This window comes from Pseudomonas putida (genome assembly GCF_028682475.1).
GTDB classification, from domain to species: Bacteria; Pseudomonadota; Gammaproteobacteria; order Pseudomonadales; family Pseudomonadaceae; genus Aquipseudomonas; species Aquipseudomonas putida_AG.
Map to the genome: position 1 here is coordinate 19,661 of NZ_JANHLE010000030.1, position 15,921 is coordinate 35,581.

Here is a 15,921-nt window from a genome sequence, read left to right on the forward strand (position 1 = left end):
TAGTAGCGCCGTGACACGCAAAAGCCCATGAACAGGTCATCGGTGCACTGGCGAAAAACTTCCAGAATTACAGGAATCATTGCAATCATTTAATTCGTTTGCGCTCAACTCGGCTGTCTCGCTTAGATACCGCCATCACTTGCCAGAGGCCGCGTACACATGAGCCACGAACATATCAGTCAATCCCTTTCCGTCGTTCACCCGATAACCCTGTCCCACGGCAAAAATGCTGAAGTCTGGGACACCGAGGGCAAACGCTATATCGATTTTGTCGGCGGTATCGGCGTGTTGAACCTGGGCCATTGCCACCCCGGCATCGTCGCGGCCATCCAGCACCAGGCGACACGCCTGACGCACTACGCCTTCAATGCCGCCGGGCACCCGCCCTACCTCGATTTGATGCAGCGTCTGGCCGACTTCGTGCCGGTCTCCTACCCACTGAGCGGCATGCTCACCAACAGTGGTGCGGAAGCGGCGGAAAACGCCCTGAAGATCGCCCGCGCCGCTACCGGCCGAACAGCGATCATTGCCTTTGACGGCGGCTTTCACGGCCGCACCCTGGCAACGTTGAACCTCAACGGCAAGGTGGCGCCCTACAAGCAACGGGTCGGGGTGTTGCCGGGGCCGGTCTACCACCTGCCCTTCCCCAGTGCTGACACCGGGGTCAGCAGCGAGCAGGGTCTGCAAGCCCTGGAGCGCCTGTTCAGCGTCGAGATCGATGTCAATGAAGTGGCTGCCGTGATCTTCGAACCGGTCCAGGGCGAAGGCGGTTTCCTGGCCATGGAGCCGGCCTTTGCCCAGGCGCTGCGCAGCATCTGCGATCGCCATGGGATTGTGCTCATTGCCGACGAAATCCAGTCCGGCTTCGGCCGCACCGGCCAGCGCTTTGCCTTCCCGCGTCTGGGTATCGAGCCGGACCTGTTGCTCCTGGCCAAGAGCATCGCCGGCGGCATGCCCTTGGGCGCGGTGGTCGGGCGCAAGGACCTGGTCGACAGCCTGCCTAAAGGCGGCCTGGGCGGCACCTACTCAGGCAATCCCATTGCCTGCGCTGCGGCCCTGGCGACCCTGGAGGCAATGACCGATAGCAACCTGGCCACTTGGGGCGAGCTGCAGGCAAGCGCAATTGTCAGCCGCTATCAACGTTGGCAGGCGCAACAGCTTTCGCCTTACCTGGGGCGCCTGACCGGTACCGGAGCAATGCGCGGGATTGAACTGGTCGATGCCAACGGCGCACCGGCCCCGGTACAGCTGGCACAACTGCTTGAGTCGGCCAGAAGCGCCGGGCTGTTACTGATGCCTAGCGGCAAGGCACGGCACATCATCCGCCTGCTTGCACCGCTGACCATCGAGCCGCAAGTGCTCAATGAAGGCCTGGATATTCTCGAGCGTTGTCTGGCCGGGCTGCGTTGACCGTGGCAATGTGCAGACTGTGGTCTGCACTGCCGGCCTGCGGACAACTAACGCGGCGTGTTACAGGCCCAGTTCCTGCGGGGTGAGCATGTCGCATTCGAAGGCGATCCAGCCACCTTCCAGTTCAGCGTGACCGTTGACGATCGGGCCGTAGTAGCTCAGGCCGCTGTCCAGGGTCACGCAGATGTGCGTGGCCGGTTGAGGCGCTGCGAGGGTGCCGACAAAATGCACTTTCTTCAGGGTTTCAGTCACCGCCTCGAGACCGACCCGGATCGCGACGTTCTCCACCGCTTCGACGTCTTCGTGCAGATCGTCGCTGACGGTCACGGTGGCTGTGTAGTTGTACATGCTTGAACTCCAACGACGGGTAGATCGGCGTCTGCTGACGCACGTGGGCGCCTAGGGTAATGGAGTGTCACGGAAAAATCCCCCTCACTTCGACATCCGGCAGCGGCAAAGGCTGGTATTGTGCGCCCCCGCCAAGATTATTCAGGGAAATGACATTGACCGCTGAACAACACCTGACCTCGGACCTGTTCGAAGTCGACAAGCGCCTGGGCCTCAAGCCCGTGGTGGATTTCAACACTTACCTGGAAAAGGCCTTCGGCGACGGTCCCTGCCGTTGCAGCCGCTGCCTGGCCACTGCCGGCGATGAGTCGGGCTACGAGCACGCGCACAGTTTCGAACTGGCCGGGCAACAGCTGCATCGGCGCTTTGCCACCACCTCGGGCAGCGACGTGCTGATGGTGCTGAAAAAAGCCTGGCTGTCGTACACCAAGGCTGAGCTGCCGGCGCTGGGCAATCTTGACCTCGATACCTTGCGCGCCTTCGTCGAGCCGCAGCTGCACAAGCGTCTGGTGCCGTTGCTGCTGGCCAGCGGCCTGGCCAGAGACGTTGACGGTCAATTGGTAATGCAGCCGCAAGCAGGCGATTGATCGCCATGGCGGTGGCGCGGCCCTGCAGACCGCGCCACCGTCAACACCGCTACAACACGCCTTTACCGATCAACACACCCTCAACCTTCTGCCCATACAGGTTGACGCCATCATTGGCGTGGTATTTGACCCGCGTCTTCTCGATCGAACCCTCCACCAACCGCGGGTCCTGCGGCCGTTCATGACGGTTGATGAACGCGGCGACATCCCAGGCCTGCTGATCGCTGAGGCTGCCCGGCTTGCCCAGCGGCATGTTGTATTTGATAAAGGACGCCGCGGTGTTGATCCGGTGCATGCCCGCACCCCAGTTGTACGAGTCCTTGCCCCAGAGCGGTGGCATCACGTAGTCCTGCGCGACTTTCTGCCCTTGGCCTTCGGCACCATGACAGATCGCGCATTGCTGCTGATAAACCTGCTCTCCACGTTTGAAGTCATAACCCTGGGCCGGTTGCGCCACCTCGGGATAGCCACGCCCCGGGGCTTCCACGCCAAGCGGCGCCTTGCTCGCCAGCCAGTAGGCATACACCGACAACGCCGTCATTTGCGGGCTGTCCGCCGCCGGCGGGGTGCCGTTCATGCTGAACTGGAAGCAGCCCTGGATGCGCTCGGCAAAGGTGTTGACCTTGTCGTTTTTCTTGCGATACGCCGGGTACATGGGATACGCGCCCCACAGCGGCGCCGAATTGCCCAGTCGCCCCTGATCCAGGTGACAGTTGCTGCAATTGAGGCCATTGCCGACCTTGTCCGGCATCAAGCGCTTGGTGTCGACGAACAGCGCATGGCCCTCACGGACCATCTTGCCGAAAGCGTTGTCAGGCAATTCGCTTTCCGCCGGCGGGACAAAACCGGAGGCGCTGCCAGCTGCAGGCACCTTGAGCTGCGACTGGTCTTCCATGGCAATCGGTGCGGCGTGGGCGCTCCCCAGGGCCAAGGCCAGGGCTGCGAACATAACGGGCTTCATGGCTTGACCTCCTGGCTGGCGGGGCTGGCAAAGTAATTGGCCACGGCCTTGATTTCCTCATCGTTCATGGCCTTGGCGACACCCACCATCAGCTGGTTAGGGTCGTTGCTGCGGCTGCCATCGCGCCAGGCATTGAGTTGCGCCACCAGGTAAGCGGCAGGCTGATGCGCCAACGGCGGAAAATGCTCACCCACCCCGGCGCCGCCAGGTCCATGGCATTGCACACAGCCAGGGATCTGGCGGCTCCAGTCACCGTACAACGCCAGTTTCTGCGTGCTGTCGGCAGCCATCTGCTGCCTGCGGGTGTCGGCCACCGGCTCGCTTGGCATGGCTGCCAGGGTGCTGGTCACGGCCTGGATTTCCTCATCGCTGAGGGCTTTGGCCAGGGGCTCCATGATCGGGTTCTTGCGACTGCCACTGCGAAAATCGTGCAGTTGCTTGCTCAGGTAAGCCGCCGGCAACCCGGCCAGACGCGGAAAGCCGGCAGCGGCCATGCCTTTGCCGTCGACACCATGACAGCCCATACAGGCCATTGCGGCAGGGTTCTGGCCACCCTGGTTGAAGATTTTCTGACCGTCTGCAGCGTTGACGGCGGTAACTGAAAACAGCAGCAGGCTACTCATCAGGATTCGATCCAGTGGGATCATCACGGACTCCATTCTTTTGTTATAAGCTTAGGCTTATTTTTCATAAGCCTAAGGATAGTAGGCCCATCCGCCGTCAGCGACAACGTTGAACGCGAGGAGAAACTGGCAAATCGCCAGCTGAATCGATTAGCGCAGACCGCTCATCAGTCAGGCACATCGATTGCGCCAACCCTGTCGAATCCGCCCACGCCCGGACGACCATGAGTACATTCCCCCGCAGGAGCGTGACCATGGACAACTACCGCAATCCGCAAGTGGTTTCCCGCAGCGAATGGCTCAGTGCCCGCCGACAGTTGCTGCTGCATGAAAAGGCCCTGACCCATCAGCGCGACGAACTCAGCCGAGCCCGCCGCGCCCTGCCCTGGGTACGGATCGAGCACAACTACAGCTTCGAAGGCGCACAGGGACACCTGAGCCTGGCCGACCTGTTCGCTGGCCGCAGTCAGTTGCTGGTCTATCACTTCATGTTTGACGAGGGCTGGAGCGAAGGCTGTGGTGGCTGCTCGTTCCTGGCCGACCACTTCGATGGCGCCAACTTGCACCTGGCCCATCACGATGTCTCGCTGGTGGCGGTATCACGGGCGCCGTTAGCCCAGTTCCAGGCGTTCAAGCAACGCATGGGCTGGAAATTTCCCTGGGTGTCGTCGCACGGCAGCCCGTTCAACCGGGAGTTTGGCGTCAGCGTCAACGACGACGGCAACAGCCAGTACAACTACGAACCCTACTCGGGCAATGAAACCGAACTGCCGGGCCTGAGCGTGTTCTATCGCGACGCCGACGGCACGATCTTCCACACCTACTCAAGCTATGCCCGAGGCCTGGATATCCTCGTCGGCGCCTACAACTTCCTCGACCTGATGCCCAAGGGCCGCAACGAAGAAGGCACCATGGACTGGGTGCGCCATCACGACCGCTATGAGGGCGCCGCGGCCGACAACCCCCACTGCTGCCACGAGTGAGCACAGCAGACGGGCGTGGCTGGAGGGCCAATGCACTGCGCAATTGTCGTCGAGCTGTATCCTTGCCGGGCTTTGCCCTACAGTATTGCGCGCAATTTCTCGCGCCACTGTACAAGGTTTGCCTTGATGATCATCCAGCCGCAAAAGCCCTCCATTCGCGTCCTGCTGTTCTCGCTCAAAGGTTCGATCATTCCGGCGATCTGGCGCAAAGTCCTGTACACCGTGCTGATCAGCTCGGCAGTAGTTGCCACCCACGGCACGCTGTTCGAATACAAAGTCATCCTCACCGCCACGCCCTTTACCCTCTGGGGCCTGACCCTGGCGATCTTCCTCGGTTTTCGCAACACCGTGGCCTACCAGCGTTTCTGGGAGGCGCGCACGCTGTGGGGCGAGCTGTTGATCGTCAGCCGCAACCTGACCCGCCAGACCTTGAGCCTGCTGCCCAACCTGGCCCCCGGCCAGCGCCAGGCCCTGCACGATAGCCTGATCGCATTCGCCTACGTGTTGCGCGACCAGTTACGCGGCACGCCTGCCAGTGCCGACTTGCAACGCCTGCTCGACAGCCCGACCCGCGCTCTGCTGGCCAGCAGCGATGCCCCGGCCAGTCGCCTGCTCGGCGTACTCGGCCAGAGCTTCATGGGCAGCGCCCGGGATGCCGGTGGCGGCGAGGTGCTGCAGGCCAACCTTGACCAGCAGCTGAGCCGCTTGTCCTACGTGCTGGGCGGCTGCGAGCGGATCAAGAACACGCCGATCCCCTACCCCTACATTCTGATGCTGCACCGCATCGTCCACGTCTACTGCTTCCTGCTGCCGTTCTGCCTGGTCGACAGCATCGGCTGGTTCACCCCGTTTGCCGTCTGTGTGCTGGCCTACACCTTCTTTGGCCTGGACGCGTTGGGCGATCAGATCGCCGATCCCTTCGACACCCAGCCCAATGACCTGGCCCTGGACGCGATGTGCCGTAACCTGGAAATCGCCGTGCGCGAGCTGGCGGGTGAAACCGCGCCGGCGCAGTTGCAACCGGTCAAAGGCGTTTTGCTTTAGCCGCGCGCGGCGTAGCGCTGCGCCAGCACCGCACAGACCATCAGCTGGATCTGGTGGAAGATCATCAACGGTAAAATCATCGCGCCGATGCCGCCACCGACAAACAGCACCTGGGCCATCGGCACGCCGGTGGCCATGCTCTTTTTCGAGCCGGCGAACAGAATGGTGATGCGGTCTTCCAGGTTAAAGCCCAACCAGCGTCCCAGGGCGCTGGTGCACCACAGCACCAGTGCCAGCAACAAGCAACAGACCAGCACCAGCGCGGCCAAACGCGGCGGCGCCACCGAATGCCAGAGTCCGCTGACCACCGCATCACTGAAGGCGGTGTAAACCACCAGCAGGATCGATCCCTGATCAACGCTCTTCAGCCAGCGCGCATTGCGTGCCACCCACTGGCCGATCCAGCGCCGCGCCAGTTGCCCGGCAACAAAGGGCACCAGCAGTTGCAGGACGATTTTCAGCACGGCATCCAGGCCCGAACCGCTGTCGCCTTCCACGCCCATCAGCAACACCACCAGCACAGGCGTCAGGGCGATGCCAAGCAAACTCGACGCTGCGGCGCTGCAGATCGCCGCCGGAACGTTGCCACGGGCCAGCGAGGTGAACGCAATCGCCGACTGCACCGTCGCCGGCAACGCGCACAGATAGAGCACGCCCAGGTACAGCTCATCGCCCACCAATGGCAGTAACAGCGGCTTGAGCGCCATGCCCAGCAGCGGAAACATCACGAAGGTGCAGGCAAACACCAGCAGGTGCAGGCGCCAGTGCCCGGCACCGGCCGCCACCGCCTCACGCGACAGTTTGGCCCCATGCAGGAAGAACAGCAGGCCGATGGCCAGGTTGGTCAGCCAGCCAAACACCAACGCCCCATCGCCTTCACAGGGCAACAATGTGGCCAGCACAATCACCCCGAGCAGGGCCAGGGTGAAATTGTCGAACAGCATCCGCAGGTACTTCATGGTCGATCCTGACTTGTTATTGTGGCGCGCCAGACGATAAGGTCTTTGCACCTTCCTCACTAACGCCAGAACCCCAGCAGTGTCGCCAAACGGACAATCCGCCCAGCCTGAACCGCAGCTACTCGAACACCTGACCCGGCTGCCACGCCCGGTCTACGGCCACGTTCAGGCATTGCCCAACATCGTCCTCGGCTACCGCCATGCGCATCCCTGGGGACAGTTGTCCTACGCCATTGGCGGCGTGCTACAAGTGCACACCGACCGCGGTTTCTACCTGGTGCCACCACAACGCGCGGTATGGGTCCCGGCGCAGGTCCAGCACCGGGTCAGCTGCCAGGGTGACACCTGCCTGCGCAGTCTCTACCTGGAGCATGCGCCCGCCGACTGGTCGGCCAGCCAATGCCGGGTGATCGCGATCAATCCGTTGTTGCGCGAGCTGATCCGTACCTTCAGCGAGCTACCGGTGCACTATGATCCGCAGGGTGCCGATGGCCGCCTGGTACAGGTGCTGCTCGATCAGCTGACAACCGCGGCTGAACAACAGTTGATGTTGCCGCTGCCCCAGGACCGCCGCCTGCGTGCATTGTGCAGCCACCTGCAGGCACAACCGGACGCCGCCACCAGCCTGGCTGAATGGGCAGCACAGGCGACGGTGTCGGAAAAGACCCTGAGCCGGCTGTTCCAGCGCGAAACCGGAATGAGCTTCAGGCTCTGGCGCCAGCGTATGCGCCTGTTGAACGCACTGCCGGCGCTGGAACGCGGTGAGCGGGTCACCGATGTCGCCCTGGCCTGCGGCTACGATTCGCTGTCGGCGTTCATCGCCGCGTTCGGCAAACAGTTCGGTGCACCGCCGGGCGCGTTCTTTCGAACACGAGCGGACTCAGCGTTGTAGCCACAGAATTTTCGAATTTGCTGAGCCGGCCTGCTACCCTTCAGCCCGCCTGCCAAGCCTCATGCCAGAAAAAGGAGTTTCCATGGCAACGCTCACCGTGCGCGACGAAACCGTCTCGGGGGAAGTCTTTGAAACTTTCGCCCTGCACTTCCCCAACGCCACCCTCACCGTAGGCCAGTTAATCCGCGAACGGGTCCACCAGGAAGTCCTGCTGCATACCCGGCAGCGCCTGGTCGTTCCCACGGCACTGGAGGCCAGCCTCAACGGTGCACGCCAGGTCAGCGAACAGCCGCCGGTGGACTGGCGCAAACAGGTCGAGATTGCCTGTCAGGCCTTTGAACGCAACGGCTTCGTCATCCTCCTCGATGAACAACAGGCCGAGCACCTGGACGATATCCTGACCCTGCGCCATGACAGCGTGGCCAGCTTCATCAAACTGACCCCCTTGGTAGGTGGCTGATCCATGGCACTCGAACAACTCCAGGCCTTTGTCGACGATTTCCCGCAAACCGACCTTGGCGCTGTCGAGCACCTCGCTCCGGACGGCTATCCGTTGCTGGCCAGCAGCGAGCTGCGCCACGAACACCAGTTGATCAGCACACTGCTGCCGCAACTGCAGAACATTGAAGGCCGTCCCGAGGCGATAGTCCAGGCGCTGGGTAAACTGCCTGCCGTGCAAAGCCTGGCGCAGCCGCAGCAACGCGTGCGTCTGGTGCTGGCGCTGATCGAACGGATTGTGGCCTACGATGGCGGCCTGAGCAGCGCTGCGCTCAACTATGAGTTCACCCATAGTTTCGACAAGGGGATCATGCCGGCGCTGGTCAGCCTGTTGATGCAAACCGACGAGGTGCTTGAGCAGGTGGCCGTGCCAGTATTGCAATGGATTACCGGCTACCGTTTCGCCTATGACCACGTCGTGCCGATGCTCACGGTGGTCAACTGGGCCGTTGCCAGGCAGCACCTGCCAATGCCCGACGCGCTACGCCAGCTGCTCAGGCTGTTGCGCAGCCAATGCACCGACGGCGACCATTACGGCAACGCGGTCAGGTACGGCAACATCGCCGAACATCTACAGGCAAAGCTCGACCCACTGCTGGGCAACGGCGTCTGGCAGCTGCTGGTGCCCTGCGAACACTGGACGCAGCTGGCCGTCAATGAACTCGAAGCATTGCCTGCCGATCGCAGCGAGCCCTGGCTGGCTTTGCTCCATCACACCAGCACCGCCACCACCGCGCGACCTTCGGCAAAGTGGCTCAAGCACGCACGCACGCTGTTGGCAGACGTCGATCAAGCGACGCTGCGCGCTGCCCTGTTGCGCTGGTTCGCACGCATCGATAGCGGACGCACCGGGGCGCTGCTGTACGACCGCTGGAACGAGATCGATGATCGCGCGCGCATGAGCGAAGGCAACGCCACGATCCTGCGTGGCCTGCTGTGGATGACACCGCTGCTGGCCGACAGCGAGCTGACCCGGGCACTCACCCGGGTGGCCTTGAGCGCCTACCGCAAAGTCCGTGGCATCGGTGCCCGGGCACCGAAGGTCGGCAACACTGCGGTGTATGCCTTGGCGTCGATTGCGACGACCGAGGCCGTTGGCCAGCTGGCCCTGCTCAAGGCCCGGGTCAGGCTCAACAGCGCCCAGAAAGAGCTGGAAAAAGCCTTCACCAGCGCCGCTCAGGCGCTCGCCCTGCCACGTGACCAGATCGAAGAGCTCAGCGTACCCAGCTACGGTCTGGAGCAGGTGGGCCTACGCCGCGAACAGCTGGCCGACGGCGCCTACCTGGCCGAGCTGCGCGTCGACGGCAAGACGGTGAGCCTGAACTGGTTCCAGGCTGACGGTACGCCACAGAAATCGGTGCCGGCCAAGGTCAAGGCCGAATGCCCAGAAGCACTCAAGGAACTGCAATCCGCAGCCAAAGACATCGCGCTCATGCTCACCGCCCAGGCAGTGCGCCTGGACACCCTGTTCCTGCTGGAAAAGCGCTGGCCGCTCGAACAATGGCAGCAGCGCTACCTCGATCACCCGCTGGTCGGCACCCTGGCCCGGCGACTGATCTGGGAGCTCCGCGAAGACGGCCAGTGCCTTGCGGTGTTGTTCGCCGATGGCTTCCTGCAGACCCTGGATGGCCGCAACGTCAGTTTTTCCAGCGCGGCTGAAGTGCGTCTCTGGCACCCCATCGAGCGAACGCTGGAAGAGGTCCTCGCCTGGCGCGAGCGCATCGAAGCCCTGCAGATCACCCAACCGTTCAAGCAGGCGCACCGGGAGGTCTACCTGCTGACCGAGGCCGAGCGCCGCACTGCGACCTACTCCAACCGCTTCGCCGCGCACATTCTGCGTCAGCACCAGTTCCATGCCCTGGCCACTGGCCGCGGCTGGCGCAACGCCCTGCGCCTGCTGGTCGACGACTGCTACCCGCCGGCCACTCGCGAGCTGCCTGCCCATGGCCTGCGCGCCGAGTTCCAGGTCGATGGTGTGGGCGACAACTTTGGCGTCGACACCAATGAGTCCGGCACCTTCCTGCACCTGGGCACAGACCAGGTGCGGTTCTACGCCCGCGAAGGCGAAGATACCGCGCTGGCGCTGGACCAGGTGCCGCCGCTGGTGTTGAGTGAGGTCATGCGCGACATCGACCTGTTTGTCGGTGTCGCTTCGCTGGCCAACGATCCGCAATGGGTCGACAGCGGGCCTGATGTCCGCTTGCGTGATTACTGGCAGCAGCATTCGTTCGGTGAACTGGGTGCCACCGCCCAGACCCGCAAGCAGCTTCTGGAAAAACTGCTGCCGCGCATGACCCGCCTCAAGGGCAAATGGACCCTGCACGGGCGTTTCCTCGAAGTCACCGGCAAACTGCGCAGCTACAAGATCCACCTGGGTTCAAGCAACATTCTAATGCTGCCAACCGATCAGTACCTGTGCATCGTCCCCGATGCCAAAGCGCGCACTCAGTCCACGCCACAGTACGTGCCCTTCGAGGGCGATGCCATGCTGTCGATTATCCTGTCCAAGGCCCTGCTGCTGATCGATGATGACAAGATCAGTGCCCCGGCCATCACCCGCCAGCTGGCGCTTGACTGACTCGGGAGTACCCATCAGCGCTCAACTACTGACCTGCGCCAGCGCTGCCAGGGCCCTGTTGCCGAGCACGCTGCCCGGCCATCGCGGTGCTGGCTAACCAGGCTTTGAACGCTAGCATCGCCACGGTCTCGGCGCGTGACTGCAAGCGCGTCAACCAGTAGCTGCCGGTGTTGATACTCGCGGCGAATGGCTGCTGGATTACGCCGCTGGCCAATAGCCGTTCAAACATCGAGGGCGGTGCCAGGGCCACACCCACACCTTGTTGTGCTGCCTCCATCATGCCCACTGAAGAGTCGAAGACCACGGTGCGCGGAGGGCGGGTGGTACTGGGCATTCCGGCAGCCAGGAACCATTCATTCCACTCCTCGGCACGGTAGGAGCGCAGTAACGTCTGTTGCAGCAGGTCCGCCGGCGAGCGCAACTGCGCCGCGATCTGCGGCGTACACAGCGCCGACAACGGCGCATCGAACAGGGGGATCGCCTCGATGCCGTGCCAGGCCCCACTGCCGTATCGGATGGCATAGTCAAGCCCTTCGGCGGCGACATCCACGCGATTGTTGTGGGTGGACAGGCGCAGATCGATGTAGGGGTAGCGCGCTTGAAAGTCAGCCAGGCGCGGCAACAGCCAACCCACAGCGAAGGTACCCACCGCTCCCACCGTCAGCACCTCACGGTAGTGTCCCCCTTCGAAACGGTCGAGGACCTGGGCGATGCGGTCAAAACTTTCGCGTAACACCGGCAACAGGGTTTCCCCTTCGCTGGTGAGCATCAGGCCACGGGGCAGGCGCTTGAACAGCGTGACCTTGAGCTGGGCTTCGAGGCTTTTGACCTGATGGCTGACGGCCGCCTGGGTCACGCACAGCTCGATCGCTGCGCGGGTAAAGCTCAAATGCCGCGCCGAGGCCTCGAAGGCACGTAACGCATTGAGAGGTAAATGCGGCCGAATCACTTGCTCCCCTTAGTTTTTCTAATACCTGCTGCGAAATATCATTGTTTGTCGCACAAGCACAAAGCGCCTAGATTGGCGATCCCTGCTGCAGCCGGGCCATCCTCTCTCAACCCACATGGAAGCGTGTCCGATGATGCATTACAAAACCAGGGCCAAGCCAGGGATTCTGTTAGCTGTAACACTTTGTCTCGCTACCGGCCAGAGTAGCGCAAGCCCCCTTTCCGAAGCACAGCTGGCGTCGACGGTAAACGCTGCAATCCAGCCGCTGATGCAGCAACAGGCCATCCCGGGCATGGCTGTCGCCATCAGCGTCGACGGCAAGCAGCATTACTTTAACTACGGGGAAGCGTCAAAACACAGCGGCCAGCCCGTCAGTGCCGAGACGCTGTTCGAGATCGGCTCGCTGAGCAAAACCTTCACCGCCACCCTCGCAGCCTACGCCGAGGCCAACGGCAAGCTGTCGCTGGGCGATCCGGCCAGCAAGCACTGGCCTGAGCTGAAGGGCAGCGCCTTCGATGGCATCACCCTGCTCAACCTCGGCACCTACAGCGCTGGCGGCTTGCCGTTGCAGTTCCCCGAGCAGGTCAAGGACCAGGCTTCGCTGCTCGCCTACTACCGCCACTGGAAAGCCGACTATGCCCCCGGCACGCACCGGTTGTACTCCAACCCGAGTCTGGGCCTGTTCGGTTACCTGGCAGCAAAAAGCATGGACACCCCGTTCGTGGAGTTGATGCAAAAGCAGCTGCTGCCGCAACTGGGCCTGCAGCACACCTTTGTTCAGGTGCCAGCGCCACAAATGGGCCACTACGCCCAGGGATACGACAAAAATGATCAACCCGTACGGGTCGGTCCGGGACCCTTGGATGCCGAAGCCTACGGGCTGAAAACCACGTCCGCCGATTTACTGCGTTTTGTCGAGGCGAACCTGCAGCCGCAAAACCTCAGCGCGCCGTTGCAACGGGCCATTGCCACCACCCAGCGCGGCTATTACCGCGTAGGCGAAATGACCCAGGGCCTGGGCTGGGAGCTGTACCGCTACCCGCTCAGCGTGGATCAGTTGCTGGCGGGCAACTCCACGGCGATGACCCTCGAGGCGCACCGGCTAACGTGGCTGAAACCGGCCCAGCCGCTGCAAGACAACACGCTGCTGAACAAGACCGGTTCAACCAACGGCTTTGGCGCCTACGTGCTGTTCGTGCCGTCGAAACACATCGGCATCGTGCTGCTGGCGAACAAGAACTACCCGAATGCCGAGCGGGTCAAAGTGGCCCATGCGATTCTCACCGCACTGGACCAATAACCACTCAAGGCGTGCCGTTACGCCCATACAGGCGGTAGCCCTCACGCTCATTCAGGCGCTCGTAATAGGCCTGCACCGCTGGCAGCGCAGGACGCTCCAGCGGGGTCTGGAACCAGCGGTTGACCGACAGGCCAATGGGAATGTCCGCCAGGGAAAACGCCTCGCCGCTGACGTAGGCGCCGGTGCGCTGCAACTGCTGTTCAAGGATTGTCATGTTGCGCGCCCAGTTGCGACACGCCGCTGCCAGCGCCTCGGGGTCCTGGTGCGCAGGTGACTTGCGCACCAGCGACATAAAGGCATAGCTCCAGGCGCCGTTGAGGTCGGTCGCCTGCCAGTCCATCCACTGGTCGACCCGCGCGCGCAATCGCGCCGCCGTCGGATACAGCTGCTCGCCGCCATACTGGTTGACCAGGTAACGGATGATGCTGTTGGACTCCCACAAGACGAAATCGCCGTCTTCGATCACCGGCACCATGGCGTTGGGATTGAGCGCCAGGAAGGCCTCGCTATGGGTCGACTGAAAGCCCGAGCCCCAATCCTCGCGCTTGAATGCCAGCCCCAGCTCGGCACAGGTCCACAACACCTTGCGCACGTTGATCGATGAAGCCTTACCGAGTATTCGCAGCATCATTCACTCCTGTGGTTGCGGTTGCGTCAGCCGTTGCAGAAACAGGCTGAACAGTTCCGATTGGGATGAAACACCCAGCTTGGCGTACAGATTGCGGCGGTGCACTTTCACTGTTTCCTGGGAAATGGCCAGACGCTTGGCTATCGCTTTGCTGGAGTTGCCACGCAGCACCAGACGGGCAATTTCCAGCTCACGGGCCGACAGGGTATCGCTGCCGAAATGCTCCAGCGCGCGCTCCACCGGGGTCACTTGAACGTCATGCTCCTGGGTCGGATTCTGCAGCTTCCAGTGCTGGCGCAAGAGCGCCATCAGCCAGGCCGCGTACAGGGTCATCTGCCCCAGGTGGGCGGTTTCAAAACGCTGGCTGGCGCCGAGGGAAATCGCCAGGCGCTGCCCCGGCGCCAGATTAACGATCAACTGTAGCTCGTCCTCGCCGATGGCCGAACGGAAATAGTTCTGGAAGTAGTCGCTCTGGCGAAATTCGTCCGGCGCCACCTCTTCCATGCGGTAGACGCCGTCGGCCAGGCCGTCCTGCATGGCCTGGTTGAACGGGTCGAGCAGGTACAGGCCACTGAGGTACAAGGGCATGGGCGACGGTGTATCACTGAAGCCGCGGTCGAATTCGGCCAGTACCACCGGCGCGCAGTCGTTCTCGGCAAAGATCACCAGGCCGTTGTCGAACGGCAGCATCTGGTTCAGCAGCATGAGCGTCTGTTGCCAGAAGCCCGGCCGTCCCAACTGCTCGATTACCTTGGCCAACCCATGATGATGGGCGGCTGCTTCGAATAGGCTCTGCACCGATAACTCCTGGGGGGTAACGATTGGGGGTAATCGCCAACGGTGGGCCGAGTTCCTAGACTCTGCACACCGGCACGCAGTATTGCGGTGGTCCGCCCCGTTTGTCATGCACGTCATGCTCGCGGAGCAACCAGCGCAGCGAGCGGCCTTCGAACCTTCCCGATGGAGCAGTGAAACAATGCGTATTCGTGACCTGGGCATGCGTATCGGCATGGGCAAACCTGGCATTTTCAACGCCATCACCGATGTCCCTGGCGTGCGCGTCGGCCATCACACGATCCACCGCGAAAACGGCGAACAATCGGTACACACCGGTGTCACCGTGATCGAGCCACGGCCGCAGTCGGCACATCTGCAACCGTGCTTTGCCGGTGTGCATGTGCTCAACGGCAACGGCGATGCCACCGGCCTTGAATGGATTCGCGAGGCCGGCCTGCTGACGACGCCTATCGCCTACACCAATACCCACAGCGTCGGCGTGGTCCGCGACGCGCTGGTGGCGGCCGAACGCGAGCAGGGCAAGCAACGCACCTACTGGTGCATGCCGACGGTGCTGGAAACCTACGACGGCGTGCTCAATGACATCTGGGGCCAGCATGTCACTGCCGAACACGTCCATGCCGCGCTGGCCGATGCCCGCAGCGGAGCGGTGGCCGAAGGCTGCGTGGGCGGCGGCACTGGGATGATCTGCCACGAGTTCAAGGGCGGCATCGGGACCTCTTCGCGAGTACTGAGCGCTGAGGCCGGTGGCTGGACCGTCGGCGCCCTGGTGCAGGCCAACTACGGTGTACGTGAAGCGCTGCGGGTCGGCGGTTATCCGGTGGGCCAGGTGCTGGGTGAGCTGCCCTCGCCGTTTCGTGACGGCGAAAACGTCGGTGAAGCCGGTATGGGCTCGATTGTCGTGACTCTGGCCACCGACGCGCCGCTGCTGCCGCACCAGTGCACCCGTCTGGCCCAGCGTGCCAGCGTCGGCCTGGCGCGGGTCGGAGGCGGCACCGAAGACAGCAGCGGCGATATCTTCGTCGCCTTCTCGGTGGGCAACAGCGATCTGCCGGTGACCAATGTCGGCCGTCCGGGGGTACCGACCACCACCGTGCAGATGGTCAACAACGACCATATTTCGGCGCTGTTCAGCGCCGCGGCCGATGCCGTCGAGGAAGCCATTCTCAACGCGATACTGGCTGCTACCGACCTGCAAGCCAATGGCCAGCAAGCGCTGGCACTGAAACCCGAGCAACTGCTAAAAGCCTTGCACGCCGTCGGCTGGAAACCCGATCCGCGCGCCACAGAGCGGTCCTGACTGAGAAGACACTCGTTGCTGCGACAATTTGTCGGTATGGTGCTATTCAGAAGATGGACGTTT

16 protein-coding genes are annotated in these 15,921 nt (G+C 62.6%); 9 read left to right on the plus strand and 7 right to left on the minus strand.

The features are described from left to right. The first annotated feature begins 159 nt into the window (after positions 1–159). On the plus strand, positions 160–1,410 hold the full coding sequence (locus NPS47_RS20905; protein WP_274296672.1) for a 2-aminoadipate transaminase: 1,251 nt from the start codon (positions 160–162) through the stop codon (positions 1,408–1,410). Between the two features lie 60 nt (positions 1,411–1,470). Here the strand turns inward: NPS47_RS20905 and NPS47_RS20910 are convergent, their stop codons facing one another. Next, entirely contained in the window at positions 1,471–1,758 is a 288-nt protein-coding gene (locus tag NPS47_RS20910; protein WP_274296673.1) for a hypothetical protein, read from the minus strand. A gap of 149 nt (positions 1,759–1,907) precedes the next feature. Here NPS47_RS20910 and NPS47_RS20915 point away from each other — a divergent pair, with 149 nt between their 5' ends. Then, complete coding sequence (locus tag NPS47_RS20915; protein ID WP_425313536.1) at positions 1,908–2,345, plus strand: hypothetical protein; 438 nt, start codon at positions 1,908–1,910, stop codon at positions 2,343–2,345. Between the two features lie 49 nt (positions 2,346–2,394). Here NPS47_RS20915 and NPS47_RS20920 read toward each other — a convergent pair whose 3' ends face one another. Further along, positions 2,395–3,306 carry a c-type cytochrome gene (locus NPS47_RS20920; RefSeq protein WP_274296674.1) on the minus strand — a complete coding sequence of 304 codons (912 nt, stop codon included), beginning with the start codon at positions 3,304–3,306 and terminating at the stop codon, positions 2,395–2,397. Next, complete coding sequence (locus tag NPS47_RS20925) at positions 3,303–3,953, minus strand: c-type cytochrome (protein WP_274296675.1); 651 nt, start codon at positions 3,951–3,953, stop codon at positions 3,303–3,305. The genes NPS47_RS20920 and NPS47_RS20925 overlap by 4 nt, the downstream gene beginning before the upstream one ends. Positions 3,954–4,183: 230 nt before the next feature. Between NPS47_RS20925 and NPS47_RS20930 the strand changes: the two genes are divergently transcribed. Next, entirely contained in the window at positions 4,184–4,912 is a 729-nt protein-coding gene (locus NPS47_RS20930) for a DUF899 domain-containing protein (RefSeq protein ID WP_274296676.1), read from the plus strand. Between the two features lie 126 nt (positions 4,913–5,038). Then, the gene (locus tag NPS47_RS20935) at positions 5,039–5,956 is read left to right on the plus strand and encodes a bestrophin family protein (RefSeq protein ID WP_274296677.1); all 918 of its coding nucleotides are present in this window, start codon (positions 5,039–5,041) and stop codon (positions 5,954–5,956) included. On the opposite strand, the gene NPS47_RS20940 is transcribed toward NPS47_RS20935, so the two are convergent. Continuing rightward, the gene (locus NPS47_RS20940) at positions 5,953–6,915 is read right to left on the minus strand and encodes a bile acid:sodium symporter family protein (RefSeq protein WP_274296678.1); all 963 of its coding nucleotides are present in this window, start codon (positions 6,913–6,915) and stop codon (positions 5,953–5,955) included. The two genes, NPS47_RS20935 and NPS47_RS20940, sit on opposite strands and share 4 nt — an antisense overlap. A gap of 79 nt (positions 6,916–6,994) precedes the next feature. On the opposite strand from NPS47_RS20940, the gene NPS47_RS20945 reads away from it, so the two are divergent. The 3 genes from NPS47_RS20945 to NPS47_RS20955 all read left to right on the plus strand — a co-directional run bounded on the left by NPS47_RS20945 (position 6,995) and on the right by NPS47_RS20955 (position 10,883). Further along, positions 6,995–7,807 (plus strand): AraC family transcriptional regulator, encoded by an 813-nt coding sequence (locus NPS47_RS20945; RefSeq protein ID WP_274296679.1) that lies wholly within the window; start codon positions 6,995–6,997, stop codon positions 7,805–7,807. A gap of 82 nt (positions 7,808–7,889) precedes the next feature. Further along, positions 7,890–8,267, plus strand: a complete 378-nt coding sequence (locus NPS47_RS20950; protein WP_274296680.1) for a hypothetical protein — start codon at positions 7,890–7,892, stop codon at positions 8,265–8,267. A gap of 3 nt (positions 8,268–8,270) precedes the next feature. Then, positions 8,271–10,883: a DUF4132 domain-containing protein gene (locus NPS47_RS20955; RefSeq protein WP_274296681.1), complete on the plus strand. Its 2,613-nt coding sequence runs from the start codon at positions 8,271–8,273 to the stop codon at positions 10,881–10,883. Positions 10,884–10,908: 25 nt separating this feature from the next. Here the strand turns inward: NPS47_RS20955 and NPS47_RS20960 are convergent, their stop codons facing one another. Then, entirely contained in the window at positions 10,909–11,832 is a 924-nt protein-coding gene (locus NPS47_RS20960) for a LysR family transcriptional regulator (protein WP_274296682.1), read from the minus strand. Positions 11,833–11,965: 133 nt separating this feature from the next. Here NPS47_RS20960 and ampC point away from each other — a divergent pair, with 133 nt between their 5' ends. Then, positions 11,966–13,132, plus strand: coding sequence for a class C beta-lactamase (gene ampC, locus NPS47_RS20965; RefSeq protein WP_274296714.1), 1,167 nt, complete (start codon positions 11,966–11,968; stop codon positions 13,130–13,132). Between the two features lie 4 nt (positions 13,133–13,136). Here ampC and NPS47_RS20970 read toward each other — a convergent pair whose 3' ends face one another. Both NPS47_RS20970 and NPS47_RS20975 read right to left on the minus strand, forming a co-directional pair. Beyond that, positions 13,137–13,760 (minus strand): glutathione S-transferase family protein, encoded by a 624-nt coding sequence (locus tag NPS47_RS20970; RefSeq protein ID WP_274296683.1) that lies wholly within the window; start codon positions 13,758–13,760, stop codon positions 13,137–13,139. Between the two features lie 3 nt (positions 13,761–13,763). Further along, on the minus strand, positions 13,764–14,558 hold the full coding sequence (locus NPS47_RS20975) for a helix-turn-helix transcriptional regulator (RefSeq protein WP_274296684.1): 795 nt from the start codon (positions 14,556–14,558) through the stop codon (positions 13,764–13,766). 178 nt (positions 14,559–14,736) lie between these two features. Between NPS47_RS20975 and NPS47_RS20980 the strand changes: the two genes are divergently transcribed. Next, positions 14,737–15,858, plus strand: a complete 1,122-nt coding sequence (locus tag NPS47_RS20980; RefSeq protein ID WP_274296685.1) for a P1 family peptidase — start codon at positions 14,737–14,739, stop codon at positions 15,856–15,858. Positions 15,859–15,921 lie beyond the last annotated feature (63 nt).